Source organism: Geodermatophilus sp. DSM 44513 (assembly GCF_032460525.1).
Lineage (GTDB): Bacteria > Actinomycetota > Actinomycetes > Mycobacteriales > Geodermatophilaceae > Geodermatophilus.
In genome coordinates this window covers 52,949-67,911 of record NZ_CP135963.1, presented here as the reverse complement: position 1 = coordinate 67,911, position 14,963 = coordinate 52,949, and the positions used below count along the sequence as shown (strand labels likewise).

General features: G+C 76.8%; 14 protein-coding genes. 5 read left to right on the top strand and 9 right to left on the bottom strand.

What is annotated here, in order from left to right; genetic code table 11:
- Nucleotides 1-63 precede the first annotated feature (63 nt).
- The 5 genes from RTG05_RS00335 to RTG05_RS00315 form a co-directional block, all read right to left on the bottom strand.
- Nucleotides 64-1,596 carry a phospholipase D-like domain-containing protein gene (locus tag RTG05_RS00335; RefSeq protein ID WP_166526973.1) on the bottom strand — a complete coding sequence of 511 codons (1,533 nt, stop codon included), beginning with the start codon at nt 1,594-1,596 and terminating at the stop codon, nt 64-66.
- A gap of 5 nt (nt 1,597-1,601) precedes the next feature.
- Nucleotides 1,602-2,303: an NYN domain-containing protein gene (locus RTG05_RS00330; protein WP_315912166.1), complete on the bottom strand. Its 702-nt coding sequence runs from the start codon at nt 2,301-2,303 to the stop codon at nt 1,602-1,604.
- A 128-nt stretch (nt 2,304-2,431) separates the two neighbouring features.
- Nucleotides 2,432-4,510 (bottom strand): putative bifunctional diguanylate cyclase/phosphodiesterase, encoded by a 2,079-nt coding sequence (locus RTG05_RS00325; RefSeq protein ID WP_315912165.1) that lies wholly within the window; start codon nt 4,508-4,510, stop codon nt 2,432-2,434.
- Between the two features lie 217 nt (nt 4,511-4,727).
- The gene (locus RTG05_RS00320) at nt 4,728-5,549 is read right to left on the bottom strand and encodes an MFS transporter (RefSeq protein WP_315912164.1); all 822 of its coding nucleotides are present in this window, start codon (nt 5,547-5,549) and stop codon (nt 4,728-4,730) included.
- Between the two features lie 53 nt (nt 5,550-5,602).
- Entirely contained in the window at nt 5,603-6,829 is a 1,227-nt protein-coding gene (locus tag RTG05_RS00315) for an HNH endonuclease signature motif containing protein (RefSeq protein ID WP_166529389.1), read from the bottom strand.
- Nucleotides 6,830-6,981: 152 nt separating this feature from the next.
- On the opposite strand from RTG05_RS00315, the gene RTG05_RS00310 reads away from it, so the two are divergent.
- The gene (locus RTG05_RS00310; protein WP_166526972.1) at nt 6,982-7,527 is read left to right on the top strand and encodes a GNAT family N-acetyltransferase; all 546 of its coding nucleotides are present in this window, start codon (nt 6,982-6,984) and stop codon (nt 7,525-7,527) included.
- On the opposite strand, the gene RTG05_RS00305 is transcribed toward RTG05_RS00310, so the two are convergent.
- Genes RTG05_RS00305 through RTG05_RS00295 form a run of 3 tightly spaced genes read right to left on the bottom strand, consistent with a single transcriptional unit; the run spans nt 7,473 to nt 9,500 of the window.
- The gene (locus RTG05_RS00305; RefSeq protein ID WP_166526971.1) at nt 7,473-7,868 is read right to left on the bottom strand and encodes an SRPBCC family protein; all 396 of its coding nucleotides are present in this window, start codon (nt 7,866-7,868) and stop codon (nt 7,473-7,475) included. The two genes, RTG05_RS00310 and RTG05_RS00305, sit on opposite strands and share 55 nt — an antisense overlap.
- Nucleotides 7,865-8,221, bottom strand: coding sequence for a cupin domain-containing protein (locus RTG05_RS00300; RefSeq protein WP_166526970.1), 357 nt, complete (start codon nt 8,219-8,221; stop codon nt 7,865-7,867). Before RTG05_RS00300 ends, RTG05_RS00305 begins: the two co-directional genes overlap by 4 nt.
- 4 nt (nt 8,222-8,225) lie before the next feature.
- Nucleotides 8,226-9,500: a competence/damage-inducible protein A gene (locus RTG05_RS00295; RefSeq protein ID WP_166526969.1), complete on the bottom strand. Its 1,275-nt coding sequence runs from the start codon at nt 9,498-9,500 to the stop codon at nt 8,226-8,228.
- A 132-nt stretch (nt 9,501-9,632) separates the two neighbouring features.
- Between RTG05_RS00295 and RTG05_RS00290 the strand changes: the two genes are divergently transcribed.
- Nucleotides 9,633-10,100: a hypothetical protein gene (locus RTG05_RS00290; protein ID WP_315912163.1), complete on the top strand. Its 468-nt coding sequence runs from the start codon at nt 9,633-9,635 to the stop codon at nt 10,098-10,100.
- A 10-nt stretch (nt 10,101-10,110) separates the two neighbouring features.
- Here RTG05_RS00290 and RTG05_RS00285 read toward each other — a convergent pair whose 3' ends face one another.
- Nucleotides 10,111-11,769: a serine/threonine-protein kinase gene (locus RTG05_RS00285; protein WP_208104722.1), complete on the bottom strand. Its 1,659-nt coding sequence runs from the start codon at nt 11,767-11,769 to the stop codon at nt 10,111-10,113.
- A gap of 361 nt (nt 11,770-12,130) precedes the next feature.
- Here RTG05_RS00285 and RTG05_RS00280 point away from each other — a divergent pair, with 361 nt between their 5' ends.
- From RTG05_RS00280 to RTG05_RS00270, 3 genes are all read left to right on the top strand, one after another.
- Complete coding sequence (locus RTG05_RS00280; protein ID WP_166526967.1) at nt 12,131-12,313, top strand: hypothetical protein; 183 nt, start codon at nt 12,131-12,133, stop codon at nt 12,311-12,313.
- Between the two features lie 5 nt (nt 12,314-12,318).
- Complete coding sequence (locus tag RTG05_RS00275) at nt 12,319-13,980, top strand: AMP-binding protein (RefSeq protein ID WP_166526966.1); 1,662 nt, start codon at nt 12,319-12,321, stop codon at nt 13,978-13,980.
- Nucleotides 13,981-14,081: 101 nt separating this feature from the next.
- Nucleotides 14,082-14,873, top strand: coding sequence for an enoyl-CoA hydratase-related protein (locus RTG05_RS00270; protein ID WP_166526965.1), 792 nt, complete (start codon nt 14,082-14,084; stop codon nt 14,871-14,873).
- Nucleotides 14,874-14,963 lie beyond the last annotated feature (90 nt).

The window sequence follows — 14,963 nt, the reverse complement described above, 5'->3', positions numbered from 1 at the left end:
GCGGTGTCGCGTCGGAACGGTAACCCGATCGGGTGCACGCTCCCGCGCCGTCGACCACCTCCATCACCCGCGGGGGTGAGCCGGTCGCCGGCGCCGTCCCCGGCCGGCCAGCCGGGGTCGGAAGCTGCGGCGGACCCGCTCCCACCGGTCCGGGGTCCGCTCCGCGTCGAGCAGTCCGGTGTCGGCCAGCACCTGCCCCACCGGGCCGAGGTCCGGCGGGGTGAAGGGCACCAGCGAGCGGCCCACCGGCCGGCGCAGGCTCTCCACCGCCCGCAGCAGCGACCCGCCGCAGGCCTCGACCGCGGCGGCGACCGCGGCCGGGGACACCCCGAGGTGCTCGCCGAGCAGCCGGTCGCGCAGGCCGGTGACCGCCGCGGCCAGCTCCGCGGCGCGCGGGTCGCCGGGGCGCACCTCGATGGACACGTCGCACTCGGTGTCCAGGCCCATCGAGCGGTTGTTGAGGTTGGCCGAGCCGATCCGCAGCAGCCGGTCGTCGACCACCGTCACCTTGGCGTGCACGTAGACCGGGCGCCGCGCCTCGGTGACCGGGACGTAGAGCTGGAAGCGGCCGTGCACGTCGGCGTCCCGCACGAGGGCGAGCAGCGCGGCGCGCGCGGTGCCCATGGCCTTCTCCTGCAGCCACCCGTCGGCGGTCTCGGGGTTGACGACGACGAACTCCGGGCCGTCGGGCTCGCCCAGCCGCTCGGCGATCGCCTCGGCGATCCGGCGGTTGGCGAAGTACTGGCTCTCGATGTAGACGCAGCGCCGGGCGGCGGCGACCACGGCCAGCCACAGCAGCTCGACCTCGTGCACGAGGGGGGTCCCGCCGTGCTCGGGGCGGGTGCGCGAGACGGCGACGTCGACGTCGGTGAGCAGCGGCTCGACGTCGTCGGGCCAGCAGGCCTCCTCGTCGGCGCCGACGTCCGCGACCGGCTCCAGCGCCTCCCCGGTGCCGCTCTCCCAGCGCTCCCGCGCCAGGTCGCCGAGCGCCCGGGCGGCCGGGCCGGACACCAGGCTGGTCACGTCGTGCCAGGGCCCGGTGAGCCGGTGGGAGGAGGGACGGCGGCGCAGCGGGTGCCGGTCGAGGTGGTCGGAGGTGTCCCAGCGGTCGGCGGTGACGTCGATCCCGCCGGCGAAGGCCAGGCAGTCGTCGACGACCACGATCTTCTGGTGGTGCGCACCGCCGACGGGGTGGTGGGTGTCGACGGTCATCCGCAGCCGGTCCGGGGTGCGCCGGTCCAGCAGCACGACCGGCACCAGGCCGCGGCCCAGGGCCCCGACGACGCCGTAGTCCCACACCAGGACGCCGATCTCCAGCTCGGGGTTGGCCCGCACCGCACCCTCGAGCACCCGGCCCAGCGCGTCGGCCCGCCGCCGGCCCGGCCGGCGGGGGTCCATCCGGATCCGCGGGTCGAAGTCCCACCCGATGAACAGCACCCGCCGCCGTGCCTGCAGCACCGCCGCGCGGAGGGCGGCGAAGTAGTCGGCGGCGTCGACGAAGACGGCGTACCGGTCGGCGCGCTCGACCCGCCAGCAGGTCTCCCCCGGGACGAGCAGGTCCTCCGTCGCGACCGGCCCGCCGCCCTCCTCGACCACGCAGGTCAGCCGTTGCGGCGCACGTAGGAGGTGACGAAGTCGCGCAGGCTGCGGGTGGGCCGCAGCCACGCGCCGTCGGCCGGGAGGGCGTCCAGGCGCACCCGGTCCAGCGGGACGGCGAAGGCGCCGGGCACGTCCTCGATGTCGATGAACTCCAGCAGCTCGGAGCTGATCGCGTAGCCGGCGACCTCGCTGAAGGCCACCACGGTCACCCGGGTGCCGGCCCGGGCCAGCTCCTCCAGCGGCTCGGCGAAGTTGCGCCCGTCGCCGGAGAAGACGACCAGCCGGCGCAGCCGGTGGCTGTGCCGGCGGACGTCGATGTGGTCGAGCATGGCCTGGTCGATGTCGTCGTCGGGCTGCTGCTTGGGCCGGGCGAAGACGGCGTAGCCGAAGCTGCGCAGCGCCTCCACCCAGCGCTGCAGGCTGCCCACCACGGGCGGGATGTTGGCGAAGACGCACGCCTCGACCTCCGGCACGTCACCGGCCGCCCCGACCGTGCCCGGGTCGCCGGCGCCCTGGACGAACCAGGCGGCGATCGCGTCGAACCGGGGCCGGGTCTCCGCGGTGGGTCGGGCGCCGATGACCGTGGAGAGGGTCATGTCGATGTTGGGCGCGTCCCAGATGAGCAGGTCCAGCGCGGGGCGCTCCCGGCCGTCGGGGGCGTCGGGCCCGGCTGTCGTCTCGGCGGCTGCGTCCACGGCGGTCACGGGGGCAGTCTGCCCCGCCGGCGCCCGCTAACCGACGGGCGGCACCGCCGTCCAGCGTGGCGGACCGGCCGGGGAGGTGGCCCGGCGCGGCGTCCGGCGGCGCAGTCGGGGGGCTCGCACCGGTCCGGTCAGTACCCGCCGCTGCGCAGCGCCAGGGCGCACGAGTCGCCGCCGGCGGCGCGCACCCGGGACGCCCAGCGGGGGACGTCGGCGGCCGGCATCGGCCGGGCCAGGAGGTAGCCCTGGGCCAGCTCGCAGCCGGCCTCCCGGACCATCTGCAGGTGCGCGGGGGTCTCCACCCCCTCGGCGACCGAGCGGATGCCCATGGTACGGGCCAGCGCGACGATCGCGGCCAGCACCGGCCCGCTGCCGCCCGCGGCCAGCCGGGCGGCGGCGGTGATCAGCGACCGGTCGATCTTGAGGGTGCCGATGGGCAGGGCGAGCAGCTGGGCCAGCGAGGACCAGCCGGTCCCGAAGTCGTCGATGGCCACCACGACGCCGGAGCTCTGCAGCAGCGCCAGCTGGTCCTCGGCGCGGGTGGGGTCCTCGGCGACGCTGGTCTCGGTCAGCTCGAGCACCAGCTTCTCCGGGGCCAACCCGGAGTCGTGCAGCGCCACCCGCACGTCGCGCACCAGTGTCTCGGTGGAGAAGTGCCGGGCGCTGATGTTGACCGCCATGCGCAGCGGCAGGCCCTGCGCGGCCCAGGCGGCGGCCTGCCGCGTCGTCTCGCCGAGCAGCCAGCGGGTGATCGGGATGAGCTGGCCGGTCTCCTCCGCCACGGAGAGGAAGGCGTCGGGGGCCAGCAGCCCGCGCTGGGGGTGCTGCCAGCGCAGCAGCGCCTCCACCCCCTCCAGCTCGCCGGTGTCCACCCGGACCACCGGCTGGTAGTGGACGACGAACTCGTCGACGGCGCCGTCCCGCAGCCGGTTGGCCACCTCCAGCCGCCAGCGCGCGGCCTCCCGCAGCCCGGGGGAGAACACGTGCACCTGGTCGCGGCCGGCGCCCTTCGCGGCGGAGGCGGCGGTGTCGGCGCCGCTGAGCAGCTGGTGCACCGGGTCACCGCCGGGCTGGGCCGTGGCGACCCCGATGCTGGCGGTCAGCGGGACCGGGATGCCCTCGGCGGTGAAGGGCTGGGACAGCGCCGTCCGCAGCCGGAAGGCCAGCGCCGCCGCCTCGGCGGTGTCGCAGCCGCGGGCCAGGACGACGAACTGGTCACCGCCCAGCCGCCCGACGGCGTCGCCGGGGCGTACTCGTGCGGTGAGCCGCGCGCCGACCTGGCGCAGCAGCTCGTCACCGACCTCGTGACCGAGGGAGTCGTTGACCCCCTTGAAGCCGTCGAGGTCCAGGAGCAGCAGCGCCACCTGGTCGGGGTCGTCGTCCAGGGCGTCGCCGACGAGCTCGAGCACCCGGGCGCGGTTGGGCAGGCCGGTGAGGTCGTCGTGGGCAGCCCGCCATGCCAGGGCCTGCTGGTCGCGCACGCGTTCGGTGATGTCGGCGTGCGTGACGACGACCTGGCCGGACGGTTCCACCCGGGCGGCCTGCAGGCGGACGTAGCCGCGTTCGGAGCCCATCGCGTGCGCGTAATCGTGCACGAAGGGGCGGGCGCCCACCGCCCGCCCGCCGGCGAGCAGTCCGCGGATGCCGGCGCCGATGAGCCGCCGGTCCTCCGGCGTCAGGTGCTGGGACAGGACGTCGAGGTAGCGGTCCCCGACCACGCCGGGCCGCAGTCCGGCGTCCCGGATGGCGAGCCCGGTCTCCGTCCAGCTCCGGTTCACCGACGCGATGCGCCCGTCGCCGTCGAGCAGCACGGTGGCCTGCGGCAGTGCCTCCAGGACGGCGGTCAGCTGCGCCACCCGCTCGGCGCGCTGTTGGGCGCTGCGGTGCTCGTCGTCGACGTCGCGGACGAAGGCGGTGAGCCCGTCGGGGTCGGCGAAGGCCCGGATCTCGAACCAGCGGCCGCGCGGCGGGTGGAAGTAGGTGAAGCACCGCGCCTGGCCGTCGGCGAAGGCCGCGCGGCACTCGGCCTCGATGAACGAGCCGGTGGCCGTCGGGAAGCAGTCCGCGGTGCGCCGGCCGACCAGGTCCTCCGGGTGGCGGTCCACCAGCTCCGCGGCGGCGGCGTTGACGTAGGTGAAGCGCCAGGCGCGGTCGATCCGGTACACGCCGTCCGGCACGGTGGACAGCGGGTCGTCCGTGTCGACGTGCACCCGTGACTGCACCCTGCCCGCTTCCTTCTCCCCCGGCGGCACACGCAAGTCCCCCCCGGCGGGGACTCCGCCCCGCGGCCGCCCTCGACGGCGCCGGGCGTCCGATGCGCCACCGAGGGTAACCACACGCGTGTCGTTTGGGAGCGGGAACGGCACAGTTCCGTCACGCTGCGCACCGGAACTGCGACGGACGGCTCTCCCACCTGCGCCGTTGCCGTCAGCGTGACGGAACGCCACCCTCCTCCCCGGCGTGGGCGACGTGCCCGAGCTGCGGCCAGATGAGGGCGAGGACCACCGCGGAGCCGACGAAGCCGAACCAGAACGTCCCGGTGACTCCCCAGGCGCGCGCGATCAGCCCGCCGGCCAGCTGCCCGAGCAGGATGCCGCCGTAGACGCCCATGGCGTAGAGGCTGCCGACGCGGCCCTGCAGGCCGAGCGGGACGGCGCGCATCCGCACCGTCCGGGCCGTCGTCCCCCAGACGAAGGCGTGGGCGCCGAAGACGGCCATCACCACCATCGCGACCCAGGCCGTGGTGGTGACGGCGAGCGCCAGGTGGGTCAGGGTCTCGATCACCAGCCCGACGCGCATGAGGGTGGCCAGGCCCAGGCGCCGCTCGAGCCGGTCGTAGGACACCGTCCCGACGATGCCGCCGAGGGCGCCCACGGAGGTGAGCAGGCCGTAGCCGACCGGGCCGAGGCCGAGCCGCTGGTCGGCGTAGAGCACCAGCACCGCCCAGGCGGCGCCGAAGGTGACGTTGAAGCTGACGATGGTGAGGGTCAGCGTGCGGACCGCGGCGTTGCCCCACGTCCAGCGCAACCCCTCGGCGACGTCCCGGCGGACGTGGGCGCGCTGCACCGACTGCTCGTGCGCCGGCAGCCGCATGCGCGAGAGGAGCAGCGCGGCCAGTGCGGGCAGCACGGCCTGCGCGGCGAACGGCCACGCCGTCCCGGCGACGAACAGTGCGGCGCCCACGGCGGGACCGGCCAGCTCGTTCATGGTGAGCGAGCCGGCCATCAGACGGGCGTTGCCGACGAGCACGCACGACAGCCGCGCGTTCCACGTGGAACGCGCGGTCGGTCGCGGCACCCCGGTCAGGCGGCGCCGCTCATCGGTGGTCCGGTGGTCCACGGTCCGGTGCGGATCTGGGTGCCGTCGGGGCGCCAGGTGTGCCAGCGGCCGTCGGTGTCGCGTTCGACGCGGAAGCCGTGGTGGACCTTGGTGTGGTGGCGTTCGCACAGCAGCGCGGAGTTGGCCAACGAGGTCTCCCCGCCGTTGGCCCACTCGAGCAGGTGGTGCACGTCGCACCACCCGGTGGGTGCGCTGCAGCCGGCGAACACACAGCCGCCGTCGCGGACCTCGGCGGCGCGGCGCAGGTGGGGTGGGACCAGGCGCAGGGTGCGGCCGTGGTCCAGCGGGGTCCCGTCGGGACCCATCACCACCCGGGTGACCGCGCCGTCGCAGGCCAGCCAGCGGGCCCGGGCGGCGGAGATGAGCGCCCCGGAGGCCAGCCGGCCGGCACCCGGGCCGGTGGCGGCGTCGACCAGGTCGGCGATGCCGATGGTGACGATGACCTGTGGCTTGTGCCCGCGCAGCACCGGCAGCGCGCCGGTGGCCAGGGCGGTGTCGGACAGCTGCACCAGCGCGTCGGCCTGCTGCTGGGTGCGGGTGCGCTGGTCTGCGGCGCAGCGGCCGGCCTGGGTGATCGCCTCGACCGCGGTGGTGAACCGTTCCCCGCCCACGGCGTCCAGGTCCCCGCGGAAGCTGATCGACCCGTCGGCGTGCCGGGTGATCGACAACCGGCGGCCCTCGGTGGGGTCGGGCTCGGGGCCGTCGGCGTCCAGGCGGTCGGCGTAGTGCCGCACCGCCCGGGTGGTGTCGGCGTACGGGCGGGTGCGGGCCACCCCGGTGAGCAGCTCGTCGAACGCGGCCACATCGACGCCCTGGTCGGCGGCCAGGGCCAGCATCCGGGGCTCGGCGATGGCGCCCAGCACCGCCGCCTGCTCGGCGGTGACCTCCCCGGCGGCGAACGCCGCAGCCATCACCGGCAGCTGCCCCAAGGCCCGACCGGCGCGCACCACCCGGGCGGCCTCGGAGTCCGACAGGTGCCCGTGGCCGCGCAGCCAGGAGCCCATGGTCGTCAGGCCGTCGTGCTCGGCGGCACCGACGCCGTCGCACTCGGCCACCGTGCGGGCGATCTCCGCAGCGATCCGGTTCTGCGCCACCAGCAGCGGGCGCAGCCGCTCCAGCAGCGCGGGGCCGAACAGCGGGGTCAGGTCCTCGGCGGCCAGAGCATCGACGGAGGCCAGCAGCTCGTCCACGAACACCCCTCCCACCGGCCCGATCACGTGTTCGAAGTCTACCGCAGACGAGGGCCGTGATCCTCACGAATCCCCAGGTCAGACGTCTGTCCACAGATGTCCCGATGGTCTGGACACCCCAGCGCCGACTGGTGGCCGGATACCGTGCGCACGTGCAGCTGGAGACGTCCCGGCTCCTGATGCCGCCGCTGTCCAGGGAACACGCCCCGGCCCTCGCGCGGGTGTACGCCGACCCCGAGGTGGCCCGGTACGTCGGCGGCTCGGCGCTCGACGCCGAGGGCACCGCCGCCCAGGTGCAGCGCTTCGAGGCGGTCTGGCGCGAGCGTGGCTTCGGGCAGAGCGCGCTGCTCGACCGTGCGACGGGGGACCTCCTCGGCCGGGCGGGGCTGCACCCGTGGCCGGCGTGGGACGAGGTCGAGCTCGGCTACGTCCTCGCCCGGCACGCGCAGGGCCGCGGTCTGGCCACGGAGGCCGCCGGCGCCTGGCTGCAGGTCGCGTTCGGCGAACTCGGCCTGCCGCGCCTCACCGCGGTCGTCCACCCCGACAACGGCCCCAGCCACGCCCTGGCGACCCGGCTCGGTTTCCGGGTGCACCGCGAGGACGTGACCCCGGCCGACGTCCCGGTCGTGGTGTACGAGCGGCTTCAGCGCAGCGGGTGGACCAGCCGGCCGATCGCCAGCCGGGCCAGCGGGGCGTAGCCGAGCACCACCGGCGCCGGGCCGCTCACCCGCAGCCCGGTGGTGCTCCCGCCGTCCGGGGCGGCGCTCACCCAGTGCAGCAGGTGCAGCCGCACCGGCCCGGCCGACACCGTCCACGACCACTGCCGGGCCGCCTCGTCGACCGTCTCGACGAGGAACGGCAGCCTCACCCCCAGCGGGCCGTGCACCCGCCCGCGCACCCCGGCGGCCAGCCGGTCGACGGGCACGGAGACCCCGGTGATCTGCGGCGCCCACTGCGGCCAGCGGGCCGGGAGGACGTAGCGCTCCCAGGCCTCGGCCGGCGCCTCGGGCCCGGTGGCGTGCAGGGTCAGGACCGTCACGGCGTCTCCTCGCTGGTCGGCACGGGCCGGGTGCGGCACTGCACGACGACGGCCACCAGCCCGTCGGCCGACCCGGACGCGTGCTCCTCACCCGGCGCCCACAGGGCCGCCTCGCCGGCCCGCAGCGGGCGCCGCTCCCCCGGCGGCCCGGACACCCAGCCGGCGCCCTCGACCACGAGGAAGAGCAGCCACCACCGGGTGGGGTGCCGGCCGATCACGCCGCCGGGGGCCAGCCGGACGACGTCCACCGCGAACCCGTCCTGCGACCCCGGGACCACCGCCGCCCGCACGAGCTCCACCCCACCGCTGCCGTACGCGACGAGCGACCGGGCGGACGGAGTCAGGAGCTCCACGCCGTCACGCCGGCGGGCCGCCGAGCAGCAGCTGCCGCAGCAGGTGCACCGCCAGGGACACCGACCGCTCGCGCACGGCCGACCGCGAGCCCGGCAGCACGACCGAGCGCGGCAGCCGCTCGGACGACGGGCCGACGGCGCACAGGTGCACGGTCCCGACCGGCTTGTCCGCCGACCCGCCACCCGGGCCGGCGATGCCGGTGATGCCGATACCGACGTCGGCCCCGAAGCGGGCCCGCGCACCGTCGGCCAGGGCGGCCGCCACCTGCGGGCTCACCGCCCCGTGGGCCGCCAGCAGCTCCGCCGGGACGCCGACCAGCGCCTCCTTGGCCGAGTTGGCGTAGGACGCCACCCCGCCCAGCACCCAGGCCGAGGACCCGGCCCGCTCGGTCAGCCGGGCCACCAGCAGCCCGCTGGTGCACGACTCCGCCGTCGCCACGGTGAGCCCGCGGTCGGCGAACGCCGAGGCGACGACCTCGTCGACCGTCGGGCCGGTGGAGAACAGCGTCGGGCCGTGCGCCTCCGTCACCGCCGCGACCAGCCGGTCGTACTCCGGCTGCGCGTCCGGGCCGAAGCGGGTGACGATCTCCAGCTCGCCGTCGCGCAGGCAGGTCGTGACCTCCAGGCCGGGGAACTCCGCCTGCCGCAGCGTGGCGGCCAGCTGGGACTCCAGCGTCCCCCACAGCCGCAGCGTCTCCTGCCGCAGCTCCTCGCGGCCGGCCAGCGCCGCCTGCACCGGTGCGGCGGCCAGGGCCGCCGGCCACATGCCCTGCAGCTCCGACGGCGGCCCGGGGAGGACGACGACCACCGGCCCGTCCCGCCCGTCGGCCGGCGGGACGACCAGACCCGGCGCGGTCCCGACCGGCGCCAGCACCGCCGCGCCGTCCGGCACCAGCGCCTGCTTGCGGACGCCGGCCGCCGTCGCCTCCGGGTCGGCGCGCCAGCCGCGGCGGGCCATCAGCCGCTCGACGATCGCGGCGATCTCTCGTTCCAGCGTGGGGTCCACCGCGGACGGGCGGCCCTGCACCTCGCCGACGACCTCCGCGGTCAGGTCGTCGGCGGTGGGGCCCAACCCCCCGGTGGTGATGACCAGGTCCTCGCCGGCGAGGAAGCGCAGCGCGCCGCGCAGGTCCGCGGGCCGGTCGCCGACGACGAGCACCGCGCCGACGTCGACGCCCAGGCGGCGCAGCTCCTCGGCCAGCCACGGGCCGTTGCGGTCGGCGACCCGGCCGGTGAGGACCTCGGTCCCGGTGACGACGATCCCCGCGCGCACGGCCACCCGGCCGACCCTAGTGAGCCCCCGGCCGGCCCGCGTGCCGTGCCCGTCGGCGGGGCCGCCCGCTACCGTCGGGGGACGGACCGGCCCACCGCCGCGCCGGTCCCCGCCCGTGCGCCCGAGCGAGGAGCGACCGTGCCGCAGCCGACCCCCCGCCCCGAGCCGCCGGCGCCGCGCAGCCCGGGCGACCCCGGGTCCCCCGCTCCCGCCGGCGTGCACCCGGCACGCCCGGACCGCGCGGTGCGCGCGGCCCGCACCGGCGCCGGGCTGGTCGCGCTGTCCCTGCTGCTGCTGCAGGTCGGTCTGCTGACCGGCCGGGACGGCGGGCTGCCGCTGTGGTCGGCGGCGCCGCTGTGGTCGGTCTTCACGACCCTGGCGACCGCCGTCGGGGTGCTGCCGTTCGCCGGCCGGCTCCTGCCCGCGGCCCGTCGGCGTCCCGACGCGGCCTGGCAGGTGGCCGCCGGCGGTCTCACCGGCACGGCGGCGTTCTGGGTGCTCGTCGTGCTCCCGCGCGTCGACAGCGACCACGGCTTCGTCCTCACCGCCGCGCTGGCCGCCCTGGGCGCGGCCCTGTGGGTGGCCCCCGGCCGGGACGGCGGCTGACGCCCCCGGGTCAGCGGTCGCTGCGGTCCCGGTACCCGTCGTCGGCGGGCGGCTCCGCCGCGGCGGGGAGCTCCTCCGCGGGGGGTGCCACCTCGGCCGGGACGTCCTCCGGCGGGTCGGCACCCTCCGGCCCGGACGTCGGCGGGGCCCAGGGTGCCTCGGGCGCCGGGGCCGACGGGGGCGTCTCCTCCGGGCGGTCCGGCGGCGGGGCAGACGGGGACGGCGGCTGCGACGGCTCCGCACCCGTCGGCGACGCCTCCACCGTGCTGGGCGGCGGCGTGCTCGGTGTGACCTCCACGGGGGCCGGCGCCGACGACCGCGCCGCGCCGTACCCGTCGGACACCCGGGTGGCCGGCGAGGAGCTGCGCGGCGGCACGGGGACGGGCTCGGGGGCGACGGCGAACAGCAGCCGCACGGCGTCGCCGGGCCGCAGCTGCGCCCCGGCCGGGTCCACGGCGGTGACCAGCCCCGGACCCGCGGACGAGGTGACCTCCTCCACCCGCTGCACGAGCAGCCCCAGCGCGGACAGCGCCAGTGCCGCCTCGTCCACCTGCCGGCCGACGTAGTCCTCCGTGGCGAGCACGATGCGGGCGTCCTCGGTCCGGGCGGCGACCACGGTGGGCCGGCGGTCGTCCCCACCGGCGGAGACGGCCGCGAAGACGCCCGCGGCCGCGCCGGCGCCCAGCAGCAGGGTCACCACCGGCACGAGGACGGCGGCCAGCCGGCGCCGGTGCGTGCCGGCCCGGTCGCCGGGGCGCGGTGCGCGGTGCCGGCCGGTCGGCGGGCCGAGCCGGACGGTGGTCGGGGTGGGCGGGGGCTCGGGCTGCGGCCGGCCGGCGCGCACGTCCTCCACCGCGGCGACGAAGGCCGCGCCGTCGGGGATCCGGGCCGCGGGGTCCTTGGCCAGGGCCCGCCGGATCAGCGTGCGCACGCCGGCGGGGAGCTCGTCGGGCAGCGGGTCCGGGTCCTCCCGGACCTGCTTGAGCGCGATGGTGACGGCGTTCTCGCCCTGGAACGCCGGGTGGCCGGTCAGGCACTCGTAGCCGACCAGACCCAGGGCGTAGACGTCACTGGCGGGCAGCGCGTGCCGGCCCTCGGCCACCTCCGGGGCGAGGTACTGCGGGGTGCCGATCACCTGGCCGGTGCGGGTCAGCGGCACGCTGCCGGCCGACCAGGCGATGCCGAAGTCGGTGATCGTCACGCTGCCGTCGTCGCGGACCAGGATGTTGCCCGGCTTGACGTCGCGGTGCACCAGCCCGACCCGGTGGGCCTCGGCCAGCGCGGAGGCGGCCTGCTCGAGCAGCAGGAGGGTCTCGGCGGCCGACAGCCGGCCCTGGCGCTGCAGCACCGCCGACAGCGGCCGGCCCTCGACCAGCTCCATGACCAGGTAGGCCAGCGTCTCGCCGCTGCCGTCGGTGGCCTCGGTCTCGCCGTAGTCGAAGACCGCGGCGATGTGGGGGTGGCTCAGCGCGGCGGCGTGCTGGGCCTCGGCGCGGAAGCGCGCGCGGAACGTGGGGTCGCCGGTGTACTCGCTGCGCAGCACCTTGACCGCCACCGGCCGGCCCAGCAGGACGTCGGTGCCCCGCCAGACCTGCCCCATGCCGCCGGCCGCGATCAGCTCGGCGAGCTCGTACCGCCCGCCCACCTCGCGCCGGCCCGGCTCCACCACCGCGGCCCACCCCCCGCCCGTGCCCGGCCGTCGTGCACGGCCCGGGGACGCCGGAGCCCCCGACCCTGGATGACCCGTCCCCCGTCCGAGGACACGCACCCGGGCACCGGTGCACCCGGGGGGCGTGTCGTCGTCGTGCGCCCCTGATGGTCCCAGGTCTGCGCCACCGCGGGGGGAACGGTTCATCACGAACCGGCGACGACGACCGGGCCGCCGCGTGTCCGCACGCCGCTGGTGCACCGACGGTGCACCGCCCGTCCCGGGTGCCGGGACGGCGCTTGCCAGGACCCCGGCCCGGCTGTGACGGTGGTCACCCCGGCGGTCCCAGGGGGCCGCCCGACGGAGAGAGAGGACGGCCCCCGTGACCGACGCCGCCGAGCAGGCCGAGGGAGAGGCGCCGACCACCACGGTCCCCGGCACGACCGGGGTGCTCGCCGAAGGGCCCACCGACCGGGGCGGGCGGGGTCCGGACGAGGAGGTCGGCGCGCCGGACCACCTGGTCGCCGCGACCGGTTCGCCGGTCGACCCGCCGGCGGTGGGGTGACGGCCGTGGGCGCCTACACCGACCGGCCGTGGCTGGCCCTCTACCCGGAGGGCACCCCGACCGACATCACGCCCGGGCACGCCACCGTGCTGGAGGTCTTCCAGGCGTCGCTGGCGGCCGCACCGGACGCCGTGGCGATCCGCTACTTCGACGGCGTCCTCACCCTCGCCGACCTCGACGCCGCCTCCGACGCCCTCGCCGTGGGCCTGGCCGACGCCGGCTTCGCCCCCGGTGACCGGATGGGCCTCTACGTGCAGAACGACCCGGCGTTCATCATCGGGCTGCTCGGCGCGTGGAAGGCCGGCGGCGCGGCGGTGGCGATCAACCCGATGAACAAGGCCCGCGAGCTCACCCACCTGCTCACCGACTCCGGGGCCACGGCGCTGCTGTGCCTGGAGGAGCTGTACACGTCGGTGGCCCGCGACGTCCTGCCGCGGACCGACGTGCACACGGTGGTCACCTGCTCGGGGACGGACCGGCAGTCGCGGGACGACGAGCGGGTGCTGGGCGGCGTCGTCCGCTCCCGGCCGGAGGGCACCCTGGACCTCGAGGAGCTTGTGGCGACCTCGGCGGGGCGGCGGCCGGAGCCGGCGTCCCTGCGCGGGGACGACGTGGCGGTCCTGACCTACACGTCGGGGACGACGGGCGTGCCCAAGGGGGCGATGAACACCCACGCCAACATCGTGTTCAACGCGCAGGTGTACCGGGACTGGGTGCGGCTGACGCCGGAGGACAGCGTGCTGGGCGTGGCGCCGCTGTTCCACATCACCGGCCTGGTCGGGCACGTCGCCGTCGCGCTGCTCACCCCCTGCCCGCTGGTGCTGGCCCACCGCTTCCACCCCGAGGTGGTGCTGGACGCCATCCGCGAGCACCGGCCCACGTTCACCGTCGGGGCGATCACCGTGTTCATCGCGCTGTCCGGGGTGCCCGGCGTGGGCCGGGAGGACTTCGCCTCGCTGCGCACCGTCTACTCCGGCGGCGCGCCGATCGCCCCCGCCGTCACCGACGCCTTCGAGGCGGTGACCGGCCTCTACGTCCACAACGTCTACGGGCTCACCGAGACCAACTCGCCTTCGCACGCGGTGCCGCTGGGCCGTCGGGCGCCGGTGGACCCGGACTCCGGGGCGCTGTCGGTGGGGGTGCCGGTGTGCAACACCGTCGTCCGGGTCCTCGGCGAGGACGGCCAGGAGCTGCCCCCCGGCGAGGTCGGGGAGATCGTCACCTCCGGGCCGCAGGTGGTGCCCGGCTACTGGGGCAGGCCGGAGGCGACCGCGGAGTCGCTGCCCGGCGGCGAGCTGCGCACCGGCGACGTCGGCTTCATGGACGCCCACGGCTGGTTCTACCTGGTCGACCGCAAGAAGGACATGATCAACGCGGCCGGGTACAAGGTGTGGCCGCGTGAGGTCGAGGACGTCCTCTACGGGCACCCCGCGGTGCGCGAGGCGGCGGTGGTCGGCGTCCCGGACGCCTACCGCGGGGAGTCGGTGAAGGCGTTCGTGTCGCTCAAGCCCGGCACGTCGGTGACCCCGGAGGAGGTCATCTCGTTCGCCCGGGAGCGGATGGCGGCCTACAAGTACCCGCGCACGGTCGAGGTGGTCGACGAGCTGCCCAAGACGACGACCGGCAAGATCCTCCGCCGGGAGCTGCGCGACCGGGCTGCCGGGTGATCAGCTGAGCCGATCCCGCAGGGTCCTCGCTCACCGCCGGTCGTGAGCCAGGACCCTGCGGGGTGAGCCAGGACGACGACCGACCGACGAGGAGGGCGACGATGCCCGACGTACCAGGGCCCGAGACCGTGAGCCGCGAGGACGCCGGCGGGGTCGCCACGATCACCATGCTGCGCGCCGGGCTGACCCACCGGTCCCGGCGCGAGCTGCTCGACGCCGTCCGGGGGGTCGCCGCCGACGACGCGGTGCGGGCCGTGGTGCTCACCGGCACCGGGCGCGCCTTCTGCGTCGGGCAGGACCTGGGCGAGCACGTCGAGGCCCTGCGCGGGGACGCGGCGTCCTCGCTGTCGGTCGTCGAGGAGCAGTACAACCCGCTGGTGCTGGCCGTGGCGGGGCTGCGGGTGCCGGTGGTCGTCGCGGTCAACGGCGCCTGCGCCGGCGCGGGCCTGGGCCTGGCGCTGGCCGGTGACCTGCGGGTCGCGGCCGCGGGCGCGAAGTTCACCACCGCGTTCGCCGGCATCGGGCTGTCCAGCGACTCCGCGCTCGCCTCCCGCCTGGTGCACTGCGTGGGCGGCTCGCGGGCCGCCGAGCTGCTGCTGCTGCCCGACCCGTTCCTGGCCGAGACCGCCGCACAGTGGGGGCTGGTGCACCGGGTCGTCGAGCCCGAGCGGGTGCTGGCCGAGGCGCAGGCGCTGGCCGCGCGGCTCGCGGCCGGGCCGACCGCCGCCCACCGGGCGATCAAGACCGTGCTCGCGACGGCGGCCACCGACTCGCTGGAGGACACCCTGGCGCTGGAGGCGCGGCTGCAGACCGAGCTGGGCCGCACCGCCGACCACCGGGAGGCCGTCGAGGCCTTCCTGGCCAAGCGCCCGCCGGAGTTCACCGGGCGCTGACGAGAGGACCCCCTCGCCCCCACGCCTCGCTCCGCTCGGCGCGGGCCCCTGCGAGGGGGCCGTTCCAGCACCGTCCGGGCGGGGCGGGGC